Genomic DNA, 19747 nt, shown 5'->3' on the forward strand with positions numbered 1-19747 from the left:
AATTATTGAAATGACTGTGAGATTTCAGATTTTAGGCTTCCATGAAGTTGTATTGAATTTATTTTAAAATCACCCACACTTTAAGTACTTAATTTTATGGATATAAAAACGATTATTCTCTTTGCTGTATTGCCCAGTTTAAGTATTATTTTTCTCACATGGTTAATACGTTTCCCTAAACCTTGGGTTTTTAAAGCGGTTTTAATTTTTGAAATCATTCTCACCGTCTGCACTTTAGTCATTGAGTTGGATGCAAGAAAAACACCTGGAAATAGCGGTTGGACCATCATTTTCACAGGCTTCTTTCAGTTCTGTTTTTTGCTATTTTTACTGATTGCCCGTATTCGAATCTGGATAGAAAATAAATCTTGAATGTCTACTTCACCTATTTACTGGACGGGAGTGGCGCTTTCTAAAAATAGTGAAGGTTATTAAAAATAATCTACACAAGCCAAAACTTTGACAGCTTTACAGCATACATAACTAAAAAAGCCTCGACATCCTGTCGAGGCTTTCTAGATTCAGTTTTTGGTATAACTCCTGTCGTACCAAGCACTTCCGTGTTGTTCTATTTCTTATTCTTCTTATTTAGGAAACTCCCTGTTTCCCGATAAGTTCATATTAAGAAAATCCAACCTTCAGCACTAGCCGCAAAATTCCGCATTTCATGTCAGCCAAAACGTACAAGATAATGTTTGCAAAATCTTGGCAGATTCTTTGTTCATCTAGCAATTAAGCCTTGGAATAGTCACGTGCGCCAAACAATGCTGTACCAATCCGTACCATAGTTGAACCTGCTGCAATTGCGGCATTTAAATCGCCCGACATCCCCATACTCAAAGTATCCCAATCTTCAGGTTGTGCATGTTGTGCTTTCACTGCATCAAACAATTGTTTGGCATCTTGAAAAGCTTGAGGATGATCAGGTGCAGGAATCACCATCAAACCGCGTAGTTTTAAATGCGGTAATTGGCTGATCTGTCGGACTAATTCTGCAACTTCGCTCGGCTGACAACCATCCTTCGTGTCTTGCGCATCAATATTTACTTGTAAACAAATATTCAGGGGCACTTGTTGAGCATCGCGCTGATTCGATAAACGCTCGGCAATAATCAAACGATCTACCCCATGCACCCATGCAAATTTTTCTGCCAAATGTTTGGTTTTATTGCGCTGCACATGCCCAATAAAGTGCCATTCAATTTCTAAATCACTCAGGGCCTGCATTTTATCCAAAGCTTCTTGCAAATAATTTTCGCCAAAAGCGCGCTGCCCTGTCACATACATTTCACGCAAGGCTTCACTCGGATGAGTCTTAGACACTGCCAACAATTGCACCGTATTTGGCTCGCGCTGTGCCAACTGGCATGCCTGTTGAATTTGTTGCAAAACCTGAGTGCGTGATTGCTGCAAATTATTCATTGATGGATTTCTCATTTCATTCATCTTTTTTTACCTTGCCCAGCAACTAACAGTTGGTTAAGCTGATGGAAAGCCGTATTATTCTATCAAAATAATTAAGATTTAATTGATCTCGGGGACTTTCATGGACATTACAGAATTATTGGCGTTCTCCGCTAAAAACGGCGCTTCGGATTTACACTTATCTGCTGGTATGCCACCACTGATTCGTGTGGATGGTGAAGTACGTCGTATTAACTTACCTGCATTAGAACATAAAGAAGTACACAAATTAGTGTACGACATTATGAATGATAAACAACGCCGTGATTTTGAAGAAAACCTAGAAACTGACTTTTCTTTTGAAGTGCCTGGCGTGGCACGTTTCCGTGTGAACGCATTTAACCAAAACCGTGGTGCAGGTGCGGTATTCCGTACCATTCCATCAAAAGTATTAACACTTGAAGATTTAGGCATGGGGCAAATCTTCAAGGATATTTGTGAATATCCACGCGGTTTGGTTTTGGTGACAGGGCCAACGGGTTCAGGTAAATCGACCACCCTTGCGGCGATGATCGATTATATTAATGACAATCGTTATGACCACATTTTAACAGTCGAAGACCCAATCGAATTTGTACACCAATCTAAAAAATGCTTGGTTAACCAACGTGAAGTACACCGTGATACACATGGCTTTAATGAAGCACTGCGTTCAGCGCTTCGTGAAGACCCTGACATCATCTTGGTGGGTGAGATGCGTGACCTAGAAACCATTCGTTTGGCACTGACCGCTGCGGAAACAGGTCACTTGGTATTTGGTACGCTACACACCACCTCGGCGGCAAAAACCATTGACCGTGTCATTGACGTATTCCCTGCAGAAGAAAAAGACATGGTTCGTGCCATGTTATCTGAATCTCTACAAGCCGTAATTTCACAGTCTCTGCTGAAGAAAAATGGCGGCGGTCGTGTTGCAGCCCATGAAATCATGATTGGTATTCCTGCAGTACGTAACTTGATTCGTGAGAACAAAGTAGCGCAAATGTATTCGGCTATTCAGACTGGTGCAAACTACGGTATGACTACACTCGACCAAAGCCTGAAAAACTTGGTATCGCGTGGTGTAATTAGTCCACAGACTGCACGAACTGTTGCGAAGCAGCCTGAATCATTCTTATAAGTTTAAAATTCGAGATACGCGATGGACTTTAATGATTTACTGAATTTGATGATTCAGCAAAAAGCGTCTGACTTGTTTATTACTGCCGATGTTGAACCGTCCATGAAAATTCATGGACAAATTGTGCCTGTTGCCAAAAGCAAACTGACAGGTGAAATTGTCGGGCAGTTACTGAACTCAATTATGAGTGAAAAGCAGCGCAAGGAATTTGCCGAAACCCGTGAATGTAACTTTGCCATCACCAACCGTGAAAAATCGGCACGTTTCCGTGTCAGTGCATTTCAGCAACGTGATGAACCTGGCATGGTACTGCGCCGAATTGAAACCAAAATTCCAACCATGGATGAGTTAAAACTGCCGCCAATTTTAAAAGATTTGGCAATGACCAAACGCGGTATTATCATCTTTGTAGGTGCAACTGGTACTGGTAAATCGACCTCTTTGGCATCAATTATTGGTTACCGTAACCAAAATTCCAAAGGTCATATCATCACTATTGAAGACCCGATTGAATTTGTACACGAACATGCAGGCTGTATTATTACCCAACGTGAAGTGGGTATTGATACCGACTCATTTGAAGTGGCATTAAAAAATACCCTGCGTCAAGCGCCAGATGTGATTCTAATTGGTGAGATTCGTTCCCGCGAAACCATGGATTATGCGATTGCCTTTGCCGAAACCGGTCACTTGGTTTTTGCAACCCTGCACGCCAACAACGCCAACCAAGCCATTGACCGTATTATTCACTTCTTTGAAGCAGACCGTCATGGCCAGTTGTTTATGGATTTATCGCTGAACCTCAAAGCAATTGTGGCGCAGCAACTCCTTCCAACTATTGACGGTAACTCACGTCGTGCTGCAATTGAAATTTTAATTAACTCACCGCTCATTGCAGATTTAATCCGTAAAGGTGATGTACACGAAATTAAAGATTTGATGAAGCGTTCACGTGAATTGGGCATGCAAACCTTTGACCAAGCCTTATACGATCTGTATAAAGCCAAGCAAATTAGCTACAAAGATGCACTCAAGCACGCTGACTCACCAAACGACTTGCGTCTACAAATCAAGTTATCAGAAGAAGGTGGCGACCGTTTATTGCATGCTACATCGAATATCACCTTTGATGGGCAATAAACTCAAAACAGATAAGAAAAAGGCTTCCGTAATGGAAGCCTTTTTTGTATTTCTAACTTATTTTTTACGCAATGCTTCACGACATTCAGGCGCATCGCAATAACCATATAAATTTAGTGAGTGACCTGTTAATTCAAAACCGAATTTTTCTGCCACATCGTGCTGTTCTTTTTCAATAGTATCATTAATAAATTCAACTACTTTACTACAGTTCAAGCACACCAAATGGTCGTGGTGATCTTCCTGCATAATTTCAAATACAGAGTGGTTGTTCTCAAAATTATGACGCTCAATAATCCCAGCAGCTTCAAACTGTGTTAACACACGATACACAGTTGCTAAACCCACATCTTCGCCCTGATCGAGTAAAGTTTTGTAGATGTCTTCTGCACTTAAATGATGTTGTTTTGAATTTTCTAATAATTCTAGGATTTTAATTCGTGGAAGGGTAACTTTAAGTCCAGCTTTGCGTAATTCTTGATTTGAAATAGGCATGTAAAAAGGTCTCTCAACAAAATTAAAGTTGGAATATGCAACAAAGTTAAGATGCAGTATGATCTAACACTGGATCAAATGCATCATAATTAATTTGGGATAGTGTAGCAAAATGCAAAAAATCATGTTGACGTTATTGGTCACTTCACTGCTCGCAGGCTGTTCGACCTTGGGCGTTTATAAAGTAGATATTCCACAGGGTACGCCTTTAACCCAAGCGCAAGCTTCAAAAGTCCAAGTCGGTATGAGTCACCAACAAGTTCGCTTTTTACTGGGCAGTCCAACCATTTCCGATCCAATGAACCCGTTACGTTGGGACTACATTTACAATTATATCCCAGGAACTTATGCTAAAAAAGCCAAGATCCCTGCCGCGCATGGTCAGCATTTGAAAATCTATTTCGATCAAACTGGTATCGTGCAAAAAATTGAAGGCTTAGAAACCATCCCAGAATCTCAACCTGGTCTACCAGGATCGAAAGAAGCGATTCTCAACGCGCCACCACTATAGCCCCTTTAAAATAAAAAGAAACCCCTCGCTGAGGGGTTTTTCAAATCATTTCAATTGTCTGAGGCGATTGCTTTTGGCATAGCGCCCTACAGGGTTCTTTGCGGCACGTTTACGACGAATATCTTTCGGGTTAATGGTCAAAGCACGATAAATCTCAACCCTATCACCTGCTTGTAATACATGCTGCGGCTCAACCCGTACACCAAAAATACCCAGCATCAACGGTTCAGGTAAAGTCGTTGCTGTCACAAGTCCACTCTGCTGAATTGCATCCAGTACAGTCATGCCCTGCTGAAATGCGACAGCCACATGCCATTGTTGTTCGGGTGTGGCATACGCCACCCAAACCTGCGCCATTTGACTCATGCGATCCACTGTCCAATTAACGCCACCATCGCCACTACGATAGATACAGGTAACACCACACGTACCGCAATACGCCAAATGTTATAAAAGGCTTCACTGCTAAAGTTCATGGCTTTACGCAAATGGCTGATTTTCATAATCCAGCCTGCAAAAATTGCGTAAATCAAACAAATAACTAAGCCCCAAAGCAATAAGGCAAAATTAAATACAGGACCAATGGCAGGAATTGCCCAAACCAAAGTTGCTGCAATCAATACAATCCACTGAATCGCAACCGCCATTTGACGTTGTGCCAATTGTTCACGTGCCAATTGCAATAGAACCGCTGCTGCTGCAACAGTTGCCACCACCAAAGCCAACGCTGGAATTTGTGCTTGCACGGCAAAGAATGCAAAAGCAACGACTGCCAATAGCTGTGCAATCCAAATTGGCAATACCGTTGAGGTTGCTGCAGATTGTTGCTGTACTTGCGGCAAACTGGTTTGCCAGTACAAGCCCATGCCTAAACCACTGGCCACCAAAGCCAAAACGGTTGCACTGCCCCATTCGCTAAACTCAATTGAGGTGACTTGCCATGCAGGGAGTTCTGAACCCATCACCATCGATAAAACCAAAGCCGCCACAACAGCAACAGCGGTACACAACAATAAAATTTGACGCGGAACTAATGACAATGCCAGTGCTAAAACAGCCACAATCACAAATAAGACATGACTAGCCAAGTCTGCAGCGGCATATTGATTTAAAATTTGCGCAGCATTAGACAACAAACCGCCTGCTAAAAATGGAATGAACACCACTGCAAGCCAGCCCACCAAACGCCATTTTTGAGAAGCATCGGCATCACGGGTTAAACTTGAAAGTGCTTGTAATGCTGTCGTTTTTGAGCGTTTGGCTAAGGCAATTTCCAAATAAGTAATCGGTAATGCCAAAATCAGCATGGTTGCTAACCACAACAACCAAAAGTCGAGCTGACGCTCAACCTGAATACCGGTCATAGGTGCCAAAGTGGCAATAATAATAAAAGATAAACCAAATGCCATCAGCGGCGATAACCATCGTGACATAGCATTGTCCTGCATGATGCTGTCCTAATAAAAATCTACGGCTATTTTGCCTTTGTCATCAAGGAAAAGCAAAACCTCAAAAAAGAAAAAAGCAAACTATCTAAGACAGTTTGCTGCGCAAATTTATAATTTTTGTTGTAGCACTTGTTATCACATCAATTCAATGTTGTGCATAAACTGTATTTGTTATTACGAAAAGAAACGAGCAAACCAACCTTTACCTTTCTTCTTCTCATTTTCCTTAATAATGCCCATCATATTCTCTTTCACAGCACCAACATAATCGGCGTCATCGTGTTGAATATGATTAATTAACCATTTTGATAAGACTTCATGCAATTCGCCTTCAATGGATTGTCCCATTTCATAACGATCGCGATAAGACTCAATTTTTTTAATGAATAAATCATGCACACGTTTATGTGGTACGCGGTATTTATAACCCGCTTCTTCTTGTAATGATTCTTCAAACGTAAAATGCGACTGGGTGTAATCAATAATATTATCTAAAATCTGCTTTACACGTGCTCGATCTGTACCATCGCTAATTTCAACAATTTCATTAATATAATCGAGGATACGTTTATGCTGATCGTCAATCACATCGATACCAGTATTGTATTCTGGAACCCATTTCATCTTCATACGACCACCTTACAGAAATAAATGATTAATCACATTGCGGAATGGTAGCCGTATTTCCCATAAATAAAAATGAAGCGAATTGGTAGGGATTGGTTTAAATCGCACAAAAACAACACAAGACATTGATTTAAATAAATTTTAACAAAAATACCCGACTAAAAGAATCAATTATTAATTAACCAATTTATACATTTTCATTCTTGATTTAATTGAATTATACAATAATAAAATGAATATTTTTCAACCACACATACCCGTATAAATTAGTATTGATCCGCTTTGGTGATCCGTCTTAATTCAGGATTTAAACGCTCACGTTCCAAACGCGCAATATGTGTCATTTGGGTTTTAATTGGGCGTCCATGTTGAAATAAAATCATTTCACCTGGCTGAAATGCTGTCCATGTTTCATTTTGAGTCAAGGGTTCAGTGGTAATCACTGCCACACAATCCTCTGCTGTGGTGACTTGGCTAAAATCAACCTCAACATCTAAATCAATTAATTGTGCAGGCTGAAATGGATAAGCACGCACCAACCAATGTAATTTGGTCACCGCATAACTAAATAATGCCTGACCATTGGACAAACAAAAATTAAAAGTGCCATGTTCTGCAATTTTAGGAGAAATTTCGGCTAACAAGTCAAAAATTTGCGTCAGGCTCGGTTCATCATAACCAAAATGATTTACCAATTGATCTAACAAATAACAAAATGCACGTTCACTGTCGGTATTGCCCACAGGGGTAAAACGACCTGATAAACGTGGATGAAAGTCATGTAAATCACCATTATGGGCAAAAATCCACTGGCGTCCCCACAACTCACGACTAAACGGATGCGAATTTTCTAAATTAATTTTGCCTTGTGTCGCTTTACGAATATGGGCAATCACATTGCGCGATTTGATGGGATAGTTGCGGATCAATTCTGCAATAGGTGATTCTACTGCAGATTGGTTATCAACAAATAAACGACAAGCTTTATCTTCAAAAAAAGCAATTCCGAAGCCATCAGAATGGTCGGAGGTGATTCCTGCGCGCTGCGAAAATCCCCGAAATGAAAAGGTAATATCGGTAGGTGTCGCACAATTCATTCCAAGCAACTGACACATAAGGCCTTATCTTTATACAAATAATGAAATTATCTGATTATTGTGCATCAGCCATGTACATAATTCAAATCTGAAAAATATAAATAGATTTTCACATCACCATTCTTTAAATATGCAGTGCTGTAGAAATCTCTATTTCATCACGATGTTATGATGCTTTTACTTTCTTTTGGCGAATAAAATGTTTCGCCATTTGTTTCACATCTAACAAAACAAAATAATCTAGACAGTTAAACTCACGGTCATAAAATGCTTGCTCAGACAGCTTAGCATTCATTTTCAGATAAACATCAAACAGTTTAGGTATTCGTTCATCTTGGCTAAAGCTATGACTTGGACAACTTGGCTCAAACGGCTGCTGTGACTGAATATCGCAGCGTTGATTTTCTGCCAATTGTTGAATCGCTTGATGGGTATGATACGCGCGTGCTTCATTACCTTCCAAACGAATACTGACACAGCCAATCATGTGTTTGGCACGCATTTCCCATAACACTTTAGGCACTAAATTCAGCCATAAAATAGAGAGTGTTTTGCCTGAACGATAACGTGGATGCACACAAGTACGCCCCATTTCGACAATATTCGAGAGATGCCCTAACTCATCTATAATTTTAAACTCGTGCGCACTATAACTGTTGGCTAGCTCATGCCCTTGCCAAAGTTTTAAACGAGTATAAGCAACAATTTCACCCGTAGATTTATCTCTGAGTACGGCGTGTTCACAGCCAAAATCGTACAAGTCCTGATCTAAACCCGATTCAAATTCAATGCCAAATTGCTTGGAAAATTGCTGTGCACGAAAGCGCTGTACTTCTTGTAGTTGCTTTAAATTTTCAACCCATTCAAACGCATATTGCGTAGCTTTGCTGTTTTTTTTCTGTGCTTTACCCACTTTAACCATAGGAAAGCTAAACTGCTGACGATACTGATTTAATTTTTGTAGCATCATAGATACCTCATGTTTTCTCCTACACTAGGACAGCAGCATGACACTATGATGACCGCGATTTTAGCGACTACAATTTTAAGATTGCAGGATAGGTGCAAAGCAATTTCAAGGATGCTGAATCAACAAAATTTCAGTTTCTTGCCGTAAATTTGACATAAAAAAGAGCTTCAATTGTGAAGCTCTTTTAGGGATCATCTTATAGAGTTTTATTTACGCGTTTGGACACGGTTGGTAATTAATGTTCCCACACCATGATCAGTAAAGATTTCCAATAAAGTAGCATGTGGCACACGACCATCTACAATATGTGCACTGATTACACCGCCTTTAACTGCATCCAATGCACAACCCACTTTTGGAATCATGCCACCGTAAATCACGCCTGTATCAATTAAACGATCTACTTCCTGCGTAGTCAAACCAGTTAACAGGTTTTTATTTTCGTCTAATACACCCGTAATATTGGTCAGCAAAATTAACTTTTCCGCACCCAATGCTTCGGCAACTTTACCTGCGACTAAATCGGCATTAATGTTATAGGTATTGCCTGCATCATCGACACCTAAAGGTGCAATCACTGGAATAAAGTCGCTGCTGGTAAACATTTCCAACACGTCGGTTTTGACACCCACCACTTCACCCACCAAACCAAGGTCAATTTGTTGTACTTCGCCTGTTTCAGTAGTTTTTTGCATCAATAATTTTTGTGCGCGAATCAAGTTACCATCTTTACCCGTCAAACCAATGGCACGACCGCCATGTTGGTTAATCAGATTGACGATAGATTTGTTGACGCTACCACCCAAGACCATTTCTACGACTTCCATAGTCGTAGGATCGGTGACACGCATGCCATCAATACGGTCAGACTCACGTCCCAATTGCTTGAGCATAGAATCCACTTGTGGGCCACCGCCATGCACCACAATCGGGTTTAAGCCTACAGTCTTTAACAACACGATATCACGAGCAAAAGAACTTTCCAGCTCAGGATCGGTCATGGCATTGCCGCCATATTTCACAACAAGGGTCTTGCCCGCAAAACGTTGAATATACGGCAAAGCTTCAGTCAAAATTTGCGCTTTGTCGATACCAGTCTGTTGATGTGGCATTCGCCTCTCCTTATTGAGCATCTAAAATGTCTTGGGCGATTTCAGGGTATCGCTCACTTAACATGGAAACAAATGTATCGCGAATATCATTCAGTCGTGATGGATTATCGGCATCAAAACGCACCGTAAAATATTCGCCTGTATTGGATGCTCGAATAATGCCAAATCCATCTTCAAAATCAAGTCTTACACCATCTATTTTACTTAATTCTGCACCACTGCGATGGCTAGAACTTTCAACATCATTTAAAACCGCACTCGGTTCAATATTCCGTGTGCTGATATACGTGTCTTCAGTGCAGCAACGCTCAGGGTATTTCTGCATCAATGCCGAAAGGCTGCTGTAATTACTGTGGCTTAAATATTCCAACACGCGCAGCGCTGCGTAAATACCATCGTCATAGCCAAAACCACGTCCATCATTGAATACATAATGTCCTGCGTATTCGCCACCGAACACAGCCTTGCCTTGCGACTGCGCCAAATAACGCCGCAAGAAGGTACTGCCCGTGCGAATCATCACCGCTTCGCCACCCAAATCACGCACGGTATTGCGCACCATAGTGGAGCATTTTACATCAAACACCACTTGATGCTGAGGATGAGTTTTTAAACACATTTCTGCAAATAAAGACAGCAAACGATCTGCTGAAAGCACATTGGCATGTTCATCCAAGAGGACGACACGATCACCATCGCCATCTAAAGCAATGCCAATGTCCGCCTGATGTTCACGCACCGCAGCTTTTAAATGTTGTAAGTGTTTTTCTTGTGATGGATCGGGTGCATGTTCTGGAAAATGACCATTGGCTTCGCAGCGTAAAGCAATCACCTCACAGCCCATTTTTTGCAAAACCAAAGCAGCGCAATGACCTGCCGAACCATACATCCCATCTAAAACCACTTTAAAAGTGCCCGCCAGTTGAATATCGTTCAACATTGCCTGCTGATATTGCTGACACGCATCTTCAATAAATTCATGTGAAATATTGGTGGCGTGTTGTGAGGCGATGGATGGTGCTGCATCGGTATTTAAATAATATGGCGCTGCATCGTGTGCCACGTGTTGAATCATTTCAGGGGTTGGCGGTTCGCCCTGCACAATCCATTTAATGCCGTTGTCTGATTTTGGATTATGACTGGCCGTAAGCATAATGCCATTGCCTGCCGTGTGTCGTGCCATAAAATACAACATCGGGCTAGAACAACAACCCACCATCGTCACTTGAAATTGATGGGCAAGAAAGACTTGGCGCATAATTTCAGCATAAGCGGGGCTATTTAAACGCGCATCATAACCAATACTAATTTGAGTTTGCTTTTCTTGTTGATATTGTTGCACCAATCCTTGTGCAATGGCGTGTACCAATTTCGCGGTCAGCACAGTTTCTTTGCCACGAATGTCGTAAGCGCGAAAAATATGCTGAGGAAAAAGTGTTTGTGGATTGTTCATAGGCTTACAACTACAAAGATGAGCCAACATAAAGTGAATAAATCTTGGCTCTATAAATTTTGAAAAATTCTAATCAGACTTTTTAAAGTAGGAATTATCGTCTCAAATCATCAAGCAATATGCTTGTCATTATTAGTGCATCTTTCGTTACTTTTCAAGAATTGTTGGTAAAGTTTCAAGTAAAACCTTACCAAACGATTTAGGCTAAAACCTCAGTAAACTCAGTTTTTACCCGTATGCCCAAAACCACCTGCACCACGTTCAGTGGCGACAAATTCATCTACCTGTTCAAACTCAGCCTGCACCACAGGTACCAAAACGTATTGCGCTAAACGCTCACCAGGTTCTAAGCTAAATGCTGTTTGGCTACGGTTCCACACCGAAACCATCAATTCACCCTGATAATCTGAATCAATCAAACCCACCAAGTTCCCCAACACGATGCCATGTTTGTGACCTAAGCCTGAACGCGGCAAAATCATGCCTGCAAAACCTGTATCTTGAATATAAATCGCTAAACCTGTTTTGACCAAGACTGTTTGACCCGGCTCAATCACGGTGCTGCTGTCTACACAAGCACGTAAGTCCAAACCTGCCGAACCTGCGGTTGCATAAGTTGGCATTGGCCATTCTGTGCCTAAACGTGAATCTAAGACTTTAACTTGAACTTTCATGAAGTTTATCCTGTTTTTAAATTTTCAATGTAATTTCGATATAAATTATGCCCTTTGATGCTGTACTTGCATCAACACCGCTGAATGTTTTTCAGCGCTTAATCAGAGCACGTAAATTTTCCAAATAATGCTGTGCCTGTAATTTCGGATCGACATCACCGGCTAACTTTTTTTTACGTCCGAGCCATTCCAATTCATCTTGTGGTAATTCATCCAAAAAACGACTTGGGGTCATTTGTTTCATTTGCCCGCCCGCTTTGCGCTGCTCTGCCAAAGTAATGGTTAAGCCCTGACGTGCACGAGTAATCCCCACGTACATCAAACGGCGTTCTTCCTCGACAGTATCTGCCACAATTGAGTTTTTATGCGGTAAAAGCTCTTCTTCCAAACCAATCAAATACACGTACGGAAATTCCAAGCCTTTGGACGCATGCAGGGTGAGTAAATTGACTTTATCAGTGTCTTCTTCTTCCTGTTGCTGTTCGAGCATATCGAGCAGCACCATTTTACGAATCACGCTTTCAATATTCTTTTCATCGACATCTTCAGCACGGTTAATCAAACTTTGGATGCTGCTATATAGAACTTCGATATTATCTAGCTTGGTTTTTTCCTGCGCAGGGGTAGCTGCTTGCTCTTTAATGTAGTCGATATAACCTGCTTCGAGCATCATTTGACGGATGATTGGCACAGGCTCATCATCTTCCAATAAATTACGAGTAAAATTACCAATAAAATCTGCAAACTCTGCCAACTGTGTCGTGGCTTTTTTCGGAATTGCCATCGTCAGACGCTGATCACCTGCGGCAGCCAATAATGACAAATGGTTTTCTTGTGCAAACAGCCCTAGTTTTTCCAAAGTCACAGGACCAATCGCACGTTTAGGCGTATTAATAATGCGCAAGAATGCGCTGTCATCTTCAGGATTAATAATCAAACGCAAATAGCTCATGATGTCTTTGATTTCAGCGCGCGCAAAGAACGATTGACCACCGGAAAGCTTGTACGGAATTTGCATTTGGCGTAATTGGGTTTCCAAAATGCGCGCCTGAAAGTTACCACGATACAAAATCGCATAATCTTTCCAGCTTTTGCCATTCATCAGTTTATGCGTGAGTAAGTCTTTAACCACACGTTCTGATTCATCATCATCGTTACGGCAAGTGATCACCCGAATCACTTCGCCATGACCTTTGTCTGACCACAGTTTTTTGTCAAAAATATGTGGATTATTGCCAATCACGGTATTGGCCGCTTTTAAAATGCGACTGGTCGAGCGATAGTTTTGCTCAAGTTTAATCACTTTTAAATTCGGGAAATCATCTTTCAGCAAGGCCATATTTTCAGGCTTGGCACCGCGCCATGCGTAAATCGATTGGTCGTCATCACCTACCGCAGTGAACTGCCCCATCACACCCACCAATAATTTCACCAAGATATACTGTGCGGTGTTGGTATCTTGATACTCATCGACCAATAAATAACGGACACGGTTCTGCCATTTGTCACGCACTTCGGCATTTTCTTGCAAAAGTCGTGTTGGCATTACAATTAAATCGTCAAAATCTACCGCGTTATAGGCACGTAAATTACGTTCGTAAAGTTGATATAAATGTGCAAATTGGATGTCTTCTGGCGTTTCGCACGTGGTATGTGCCTGTTCTGGTGCGATCAGATCGTTTTTCCAGTCCGAAATCATCTTCATGGCTTTGGCAATCAATTCTTTGCTTTCTGCACCCGACAAATTATCGCGGTGCATTAAATCCATCAGAATACGTTTACAGTCATCGGCATCCAAAATAGAGAAGTTGGCTTTTAACGGCGTGTGTTTTAATTCAAAACGTAATAAATTCAGACCAAAGGTGTGGAAAGTCGAAACCGATAATCCTTTAGCTTCTTCACGTGACAACAATTTGGTCACACGCTCTTTCATTTCTCGTGCTGCTTTGTTGGTAAAAGTCATCGCTGTAATACGATGCGCAGGAATCCCGCAATGCTTAACCAAATAGGCAATTTTTCGGGTAATCACCGAAGTTTTGCCTGAACCTGCACCTGCAAGCACTAACAAGGGTCCTTGAGTGTATTTCATCGCTTCAAGTTGCTTGTCGTTTAACTGACTTGCCAGTGTCATAGTATTTCCTCTATTTCGGTTCGAGCTCGATTATAGTCATCTCCGCCAAAGATGACTAATCTAAAATGCTACTTTAGACGTCATTGTCTATTTGCTGAGTAGACCCTAGAAATTGCTTGCATAAAAAAACCGCCCGAAGGCGGTTCTTTACAATCTATACAATGCCAGATTATTGGATTGCATAAATGCTGATTTCTACACGACGGTTTTGCTCACGACCTTCTGCAGTAGCATTCGATGCGATTGGGTTTGCAGCACCGTGACCTTGTGCATTAATACGTGAAGTTGATACACCACGGCTAGCCAAGTAGTTTGCAACCGATTGTGCACGTGCTTGTGACAATGGAATGTTGATTGCGTCGTTACCAGTGCTGTCAGTATAACCTGTTACCAAAATACCGCTCTTGTTATCTTGGGTTAGCGTTTGCGCTACTTTGTCCAAGGTAGAATAGAAGTTTGGTTTGATGTTTGATTTGTTAGTATCAAACGTGATGTTACCCGGCATGATCAAGCCAACAGAACCATCGGCATTACGGTTTACTTCTACGCCTGTACCAGCCATTTGTTGACGAAGTTGTTTTTCTTTATTGTCAAGATAAACACCCGCAGCAGCACCCACTACAGCACCAATCGCTGCAGCACGGTTGTTTTGTGCGCTTGTATTTGCGTTACCTTTAGAGATGCCATAACCCGCAGCAGCACCAATTACTGTGCCTAACGCAGTTTTGTCATATTCCATACCACCAAGGTTGTTACCAGTCGTTTGACAACCAGTTAAAACCATTGCCCCTACGACTGCTGCCGAAATTGCTAATGCACGCATGGCATGCCTCCTTACTTGTGTTTTGTTGTATATGCTGAATATTGAATGAAAAAATATACTTAGACCATTGATTTTTTGTTAATAAAAAAACTTTTACTTACAAATATACATGATCATGTACAAATCTTGGTATAACTTCATCACAATTTCTACACACTTTCACTCCAACACTTTTTTATTTTAAAAACAACATTTATATTGGAGTCATCTACAAACACGTGACGCATTGGACGATTTATCTTCAGGATTGATTTATATGTCATCGCAAGCAAAGAAACACCCTTTATTAAAAAAAATCACAAAAGGTCTCACCGTGGGTACAGTCATCACTGGCAGTACATTTTTTCACGGCCCTCCTGTGTTGGCTTTGGGCTTAACCAAACTGTTAAAGCAGTCACGTAAGGTCGATGAAACCAATATTCAAATTACCAACAGTTGGCTCAGTGTAAACAACTGGCTGATTGATCATGTATTACCCAATACCCAATGGGATATCAGCATTGATGAAGATTTGCAACTGAGCATGCAAGGTCGTTATCTCATGACCTGTAACCATCAAAGTTGGGTCGATACCACTGTAAATCAGTATTTTGGCTTAACCCGTATGCCATTGACCCGCTTTTTTACCAAGTGGGAACTGATCTTTATTCCCTTTGTAGGACAAGCCTTTAAAATTTTAGGCTTCCCAATGATGAAGCGTCACAGCAAAGCACAAATTGCCAAAAAACCTGAGCTGAAAGACCACGATATGGAAGAAGCGCGTAAAGCCTGCCAACAGTTATTAAGTCAGCCCTTTACCCTGCTGAATTATTTAGAAGGCACACGCTTTACCCAAGAAAAACATGATCAACAACAATCGCCTTATCAACATTTATTAAAGCCAAAAGCTGGTGGTTTAGCTTTGGCATTGAATATTTTGGGTGATCAAATTGATGCCTTGGTAGATATGACCATTGTGTACCCAGATGGCGTGCCGGGCTATAGCGAGTTTTGGTTAGGTGAGGTGCCGCGCATTGCGGTGAATTTACGCAAAATTAATATTCCAGATTGGGTGTTGGGCGGCAATTACGAAGATGATGCTGAATATCGTGAGCGTTTTCAGCAATGGGTGCATGAACTGTGGCTGGAAAAAGATCAATTGATTGAAAGCATGCAACAAAAACTTGCAGCTCCGACTGCATAACCATTCAGGTACGCCATGAAAAAGTCTGAAGAACCTGTCATCAAATCCTCTTTTCATCCCCTGCGTAAAGATTCATGGGGATGGAAAATTGCCTTGGCTTATGACTTGTTTTTGATGGGTTTAATCATCTTTAACTTGTTCTGTTTAAGTGCCAATGCCATTTTAATGAGTGATTTTGGCGAATGGTTGTTCGATTTTATTCGTCTACCTGAAATTTTACAGTTTTATCGAACAGAATTGCGCCCTTGGGTGGTGATTACCGAAGGCTGGTTTACCACGTTTTTAATTGTAGAGTTGGGCGTGCGTTGGGGTATTGCAATTATTTTCAAACATCATCAGCGTTGGTGGTTTTTCCCGTTTATTCACTGGTATGAAATTCTTGCAATTATTCCGCAATTGCGTTTTTTACGTTTATTACGTGCCATCGCGATTGGTTACAACCTGCATAGCCATGGCTATAAAGTCATTCCAGACAGTTGGTATAAACGCGGCAACTTTTACTACAACTTGCTAATGGAAGAACTGAGTAGCCGTGTGGTGCTCACGGTACTTAATGGTGTGCAACGTGAATTGACCACCAGTACCACTCACAAACAATTTATTGATGATTTGGTCGAGCATCATCGTCAATTACTCGCGATTGCCCTAGCCGATATTTTGCAGGAATCCTTAGGCAAAGAATTACAAATGCAGCGTCACATGATTGCGAAAAATGTCGGGTTGGTGGTGAATCAAGCCATTGAAGATACGCCTGAACTGACGCAATTGCTGCGCCTGATTCCATTGGTCGGTGGACGTATTGAACAGCAAATTCAAAGTATCGGACAGCGATTGGGTGAAAATATCACCCAAGGTTTAATTGAACCTTTTGCACAGCAGCATCAACAAGTACAAAATCCAACTTATCAAATGATTGCTGAAAAAATTAGTCAGATTGAGATTGAACATAATCAGCATATTGATAAATTAGTAGAATCAGCGATATTTGAAAGTTTAGAAGCAATTCGCAAACAAGTAAAAGTTAAACAATGGCAACAAATTTTAAATGAAGGACAACAACACGATATTTCATAAAGGTCTTTCGATAATTTTAGCTAAAACAATGTGAAATATTTTTAGTAACTGAACTAGAGAATTCACCCAATTTGTTCTAGGATTTGCTCTATTTATAAGATGACTTCAACAACCAGCAAAGTTAGAAGTGTTAAGGAATTATTATGGCTGACATACGGATAAAAGGCAGATTGGTCAATGCGATTCGCATTAGCTTAGACACCAATGATCATGATGCGATCCGCCAGCAACTAAGCCCAATGTTGCAAAAATCATTTCCACCAGGGGTTTTGGTGGTCATTGAAAGTTCAGTCGAACAAGAATTGATTGCGCTAATTCAATTGCTAATTAGCCTAGAAGCACAGCCAATTGCTGTGACTGAAGGCATTATGGCAGATCAGGCACGTGCTATTCAGTTCCCTGTCATCCCGCAAGACCGTCCATTGCAGGAAGTGAAAGCCACCAAAGAACAAGTGGTTGAAGTAAAACCTGAACCTGCGGCAGAACAGCAACAGACGGAAAATCAAGTTGCTGAAACTGCACCTGCTGTAGCGCATATTACGTCTTATCACGATGAAATTTTGCGTACAGGTCAATGCTTGGTACAACATCAGGGCGACATTATTTTAACCGCAGGCATCAACAGCGGTTCTGAAGTGATTGCTTCAGGAAATATACATATTTATGGTAGTGTACGTGGTAGAGTCATTGCCGGCGCGGGCGGGAATATTGCGGCACGAATTTTCTGTCATTCCCTAGAAGCAGAATTGGTATCTATTGCAGGCACGTATTGCGTGGCGGACGATATTCCTCAGCATGTGACTAAAAAACCTGTGCATATTTACTTAAATGATAACCAAGAGCTTGTATTTGAAGCTCTACAATTTTAATGTATAAATAATCACCAAAAATCCCCGAAAAAATATAGGGGAATTTAAACCATAACAGGAGTGGATTCGGTGGCGAAAATTGTTGTCGTAACATCAGGCAAAGGTGGCGTAGGTAAAACCACTACAAGTGCATCTTTTGCAACAGGTTTAGCCCTACGTGGTCACAAAACTGTTGTTATCGATTTTGACGTGGGTTTACGTAACCTTGACTTAATTATGGGTTGTGAACGTCGCGTTGTTTATGATTTTGTGAATGTATTAAATAATGAAGCGCGTTTACAACAAGCATTAATTCGCGATAAAGATATCGAAAACCTTTATATTCTTCCAGCTTCACAAACCCGTGATAAAGATGCCCTCACCGATGAAGGTGTGGCACGTATTATGGATGAGTTGGCACAAGAGTTTGATTACATTATTTGCGACTCACCTGCAGGGATTGAGCGCGGTGCCATTCTTGCAATGTACCATGCCGATGAAGCGATTATTGTGACTAACCCTGAAATTTCTTCAGTACGTGACTCTGACCGTATTATTGGTATGCTTGACAGCAAAACCAAAAAAGTAGAACAAAATGAAGGTCGTGTGCGTAAGCACTTGTGTATTACACGTTACAACCCAGAACGTGCCGATAAACAAGAAATGCTGACCATTGACGACATTTCTAAAGATATTTTACGTGTACCAACTTTAGGCGTGATTCCTGAATGTAAGAGCGTACTTCAAGCATCTAACGAAGGTAAACCTGTCATTCTGTATAGCGATGCTGCTGCAGGTCAGGCGTATGATGACTTAGTTGCACGTTTCTTGGGTGAAGAACGTCCGTTTCGTCATATTGAAACAAAACCGAAAGGTTGGTTAGCACGATTATTTGGAGCGTAGACATGGCAGGATTTTGGAGCAAATTATTTAGCGGTGAAGACAAGCCATCTAGCGCACAAACAGCAAAAGATCGCTTAAAAGTGATTGTTGCTTCTGAACAAGGTCTAGGTAAACGCTTAAGCCAAGACAAAATTGATCAGATGAAAAAAGAAATCATGCAAGTGGTAAATCGCTACGTGCGTGGTGTCGATGAACAACATATTCAAATGTCTGTGCGTTCAGAAGCCAATATTGAAATGTTGGAAATGAATATCAATTTGCCTGAAGAGCGATAATCTGAATACTGATTAGTCAAGCAAATTGAATCAGGGCAAAATAACACTAGTTATTTTGCCCTATTTTTTTCAAAAGAATATAAAGGAGATTGCTATGGCATTATCTCAACCTGCAACCTTTAACGAAGCATGGTCGGATGAACGTGTGTTTGCTTACTTAAATCAGTTACCACCTGCAGGTGTGAATGCAGATTTTCACGTACTCTATCACGCATTTAAACACATGCGTCCAAGCGACTATGAACGTCTATTGACACAATTTGTTGCCGATGGTCGTGATGTCAATGCCACTAATCCTGAAGGTCAGCGTATTCACGATGTGATTGCTGAATTTCCACGTCAAAAAGATGGTTTTTTAGCAGTTTTAGCCAAGTTTGCTTAAACTGTTTAAACACAATC

At 41.1% G+C, this 19747-nt stretch carries 22 protein-coding genes; 10 read left to right on the top strand and 12 right to left on the bottom strand.

The genetic code is table 11. The features are described from left to right. Positions 1–96: 96 nt before the first annotated feature. Positions 97–372 carry a hypothetical protein gene (locus tag VF675_RS00860; RefSeq protein WP_004975329.1) on the top strand — a complete coding sequence of 92 codons (276 nt, stop codon included), beginning with the start codon at positions 97–99 and terminating at the stop codon, positions 370–372. Positions 373–732: 360 nt separating this feature from the next. Here the strand turns inward: VF675_RS00860 and VF675_RS00865 are convergent, their stop codons facing one another. After that, positions 733–1422 carry a YggS family pyridoxal phosphate-dependent enzyme gene (locus tag VF675_RS00865; protein WP_440204620.1) on the bottom strand — a complete coding sequence of 230 codons (690 nt, stop codon included), beginning with the start codon at positions 1420–1422 and terminating at the stop codon, positions 733–735. Positions 1423–1546: 124 nt separating this feature from the next. Between VF675_RS00865 and VF675_RS00870 the strand changes: the two genes are divergently transcribed. Together VF675_RS00870 and VF675_RS00875 are read left to right on the top strand one after the other, a co-directional pair. Next, entirely contained in the window at positions 1547–2584 is a 1038-nt protein-coding gene (locus VF675_RS00870) for a type IV pilus twitching motility protein PilT (RefSeq protein WP_168418233.1), read from the top strand. A gap of 21 nt (positions 2585–2605) precedes the next feature. Continuing rightward, on the top strand, positions 2606–3724 hold the full coding sequence (locus VF675_RS00875; RefSeq protein ID WP_168418234.1) for a PilT/PilU family type 4a pilus ATPase: 1119 nt from the start codon (positions 2606–2608) through the stop codon (positions 3722–3724). A gap of 57 nt (positions 3725–3781) precedes the next feature. Here VF675_RS00875 and fur read toward each other — a convergent pair whose 3' ends face one another. Continuing rightward, complete coding sequence (gene fur / locus VF675_RS00880) at positions 3782–4219, bottom strand: ferric iron uptake transcriptional regulator (RefSeq protein WP_004975325.1); 438 nt, start codon at positions 4217–4219, stop codon at positions 3782–3784. Between the two features lie 112 nt (positions 4220–4331). Between fur and VF675_RS00885 the strand changes: the two genes are divergently transcribed. Beyond that, on the top strand, positions 4332–4730 hold the full coding sequence (locus VF675_RS00885; protein ID WP_168418235.1) for an outer membrane protein assembly factor BamE: 399 nt from the start codon (positions 4332–4334) through the stop codon (positions 4728–4730). Positions 4731–4775: 45 nt separating this feature from the next. On the opposite strand, the gene VF675_RS00890 is transcribed toward VF675_RS00885, so the two are convergent. From VF675_RS00890 to VF675_RS00935, 10 genes are all read right to left on the bottom strand, one after another. Next, on the bottom strand, positions 4776–5096 hold the full coding sequence (locus VF675_RS00890) for an RnfH family protein (protein ID WP_440204614.1): 321 nt from the start codon (positions 5094–5096) through the stop codon (positions 4776–4778). After that, a complete protein-coding gene (locus VF675_RS00895; RefSeq protein ID WP_440204615.1) occupies positions 5093–6178 on the bottom strand; it encodes a hypothetical protein in 1086 nt (361 codons plus the stop codon). The genes VF675_RS00890 and VF675_RS00895 overlap by 4 nt, the downstream gene beginning before the upstream one ends. Before the next feature lie 174 nt (positions 6179–6352). Further along, complete coding sequence (locus VF675_RS00900; RefSeq protein ID WP_004975314.1) at positions 6353–6808, bottom strand: bacteriohemerythrin; 456 nt, start codon at positions 6806–6808, stop codon at positions 6353–6355. Between the two features lie 263 nt (positions 6809–7071). Continuing rightward, the gene (locus VF675_RS00905; RefSeq protein WP_004975313.1) at positions 7072–7920 is read right to left on the bottom strand and encodes a class II glutamine amidotransferase; all 849 of its coding nucleotides are present in this window, start codon (positions 7918–7920) and stop codon (positions 7072–7074) included. 148 nt (positions 7921–8068) lie between these two features. Beyond that, positions 8069–8869 (bottom strand): GNAT family N-acetyltransferase, encoded by an 801-nt coding sequence (locus VF675_RS00910; RefSeq protein ID WP_026438333.1) that lies wholly within the window; start codon positions 8867–8869, stop codon positions 8069–8071. Between the two features lie 209 nt (positions 8870–9078). Beyond that, positions 9079–9984 carry an acetylglutamate kinase gene (gene argB / locus VF675_RS00915; RefSeq protein WP_004975310.1) on the bottom strand — a complete coding sequence of 302 codons (906 nt, stop codon included), beginning with the start codon at positions 9982–9984 and terminating at the stop codon, positions 9079–9081. Positions 9985–9994: 10 nt separating this feature from the next. Then, positions 9995–11437: a phosphomannomutase/phosphoglucomutase gene (locus tag VF675_RS00920; RefSeq protein WP_004975308.1), complete on the bottom strand. Its 1443-nt coding sequence runs from the start codon at positions 11435–11437 to the stop codon at positions 9995–9997. A gap of 221 nt (positions 11438–11658) precedes the next feature. Then, positions 11659–12111: a dUTP diphosphatase gene (dut, locus tag VF675_RS00925; RefSeq protein WP_019838282.1), complete on the bottom strand. Its 453-nt coding sequence runs from the start codon at positions 12109–12111 to the stop codon at positions 11659–11661. A 91-nt stretch (positions 12112–12202) separates the two neighbouring features. After that, complete coding sequence (locus VF675_RS00930; RefSeq protein WP_104852411.1) at positions 12203–14242, bottom strand: UvrD-helicase domain-containing protein; 2040 nt, start codon at positions 14240–14242, stop codon at positions 12203–12205. A 169-nt stretch (positions 14243–14411) separates the two neighbouring features. Then, positions 14412–15065 (bottom strand): OmpA family protein, encoded by a 654-nt coding sequence (locus VF675_RS00935; RefSeq protein ID WP_104852412.1) that lies wholly within the window; start codon positions 15063–15065, stop codon positions 14412–14414. Positions 15066–15321: 256 nt separating this feature from the next. Here VF675_RS00935 and VF675_RS00940 point away from each other — a divergent pair, with 256 nt between their 5' ends. The 6 genes from VF675_RS00940 (at position 15322) to VF675_RS00965 (ending at position 19730) form a co-directional block, all read left to right on the top strand. Next, positions 15322–16248: an acyltransferase gene (locus VF675_RS00940; RefSeq protein WP_154320414.1), complete on the top strand. Its 927-nt coding sequence runs from the start codon at positions 15322–15324 to the stop codon at positions 16246–16248. Positions 16249–16263: 15 nt separating this feature from the next. Next, positions 16264–17322, top strand: coding sequence for a hypothetical protein (locus VF675_RS00945; protein WP_004975298.1), 1059 nt, complete (start codon positions 16264–16266; stop codon positions 17320–17322). Positions 17323–17465: 143 nt separating this feature from the next. Then, entirely contained in the window at positions 17466–18191 is a 726-nt protein-coding gene (minC, locus tag VF675_RS00950; protein WP_096902696.1) for a septum site-determining protein MinC, read from the top strand. Positions 18192–18260: 69 nt separating this feature from the next. Further along, positions 18261–19073 (top strand): septum site-determining protein MinD, encoded by an 813-nt coding sequence (minD, locus tag VF675_RS00955; RefSeq protein ID WP_096902697.1) that lies wholly within the window; start codon positions 18261–18263, stop codon positions 19071–19073. A gap of 2 nt (positions 19074–19075) precedes the next feature. Continuing rightward, positions 19076–19348, top strand: a complete 273-nt coding sequence (gene minE, locus VF675_RS00960; protein WP_096902698.1) for a cell division topological specificity factor MinE — start codon at positions 19076–19078, stop codon at positions 19346–19348. Positions 19349–19442: 94 nt separating this feature from the next. Further along, positions 19443–19730: a PA4642 family protein gene (locus tag VF675_RS00965; protein WP_004975291.1), complete on the top strand. Its 288-nt coding sequence runs from the start codon at positions 19443–19445 to the stop codon at positions 19728–19730. The last annotated feature ends 17 nt before the right edge of the window (positions 19731–19747 follow it).

Origin of the sequence: Acinetobacter sp. Lyrl_1 (genome assembly GCF_051948795.1) — a bacterium.
Classification (GTDB): Bacteria; Pseudomonadota; Gammaproteobacteria; order Pseudomonadales; family Moraxellaceae; genus Acinetobacter; species Acinetobacter towneri.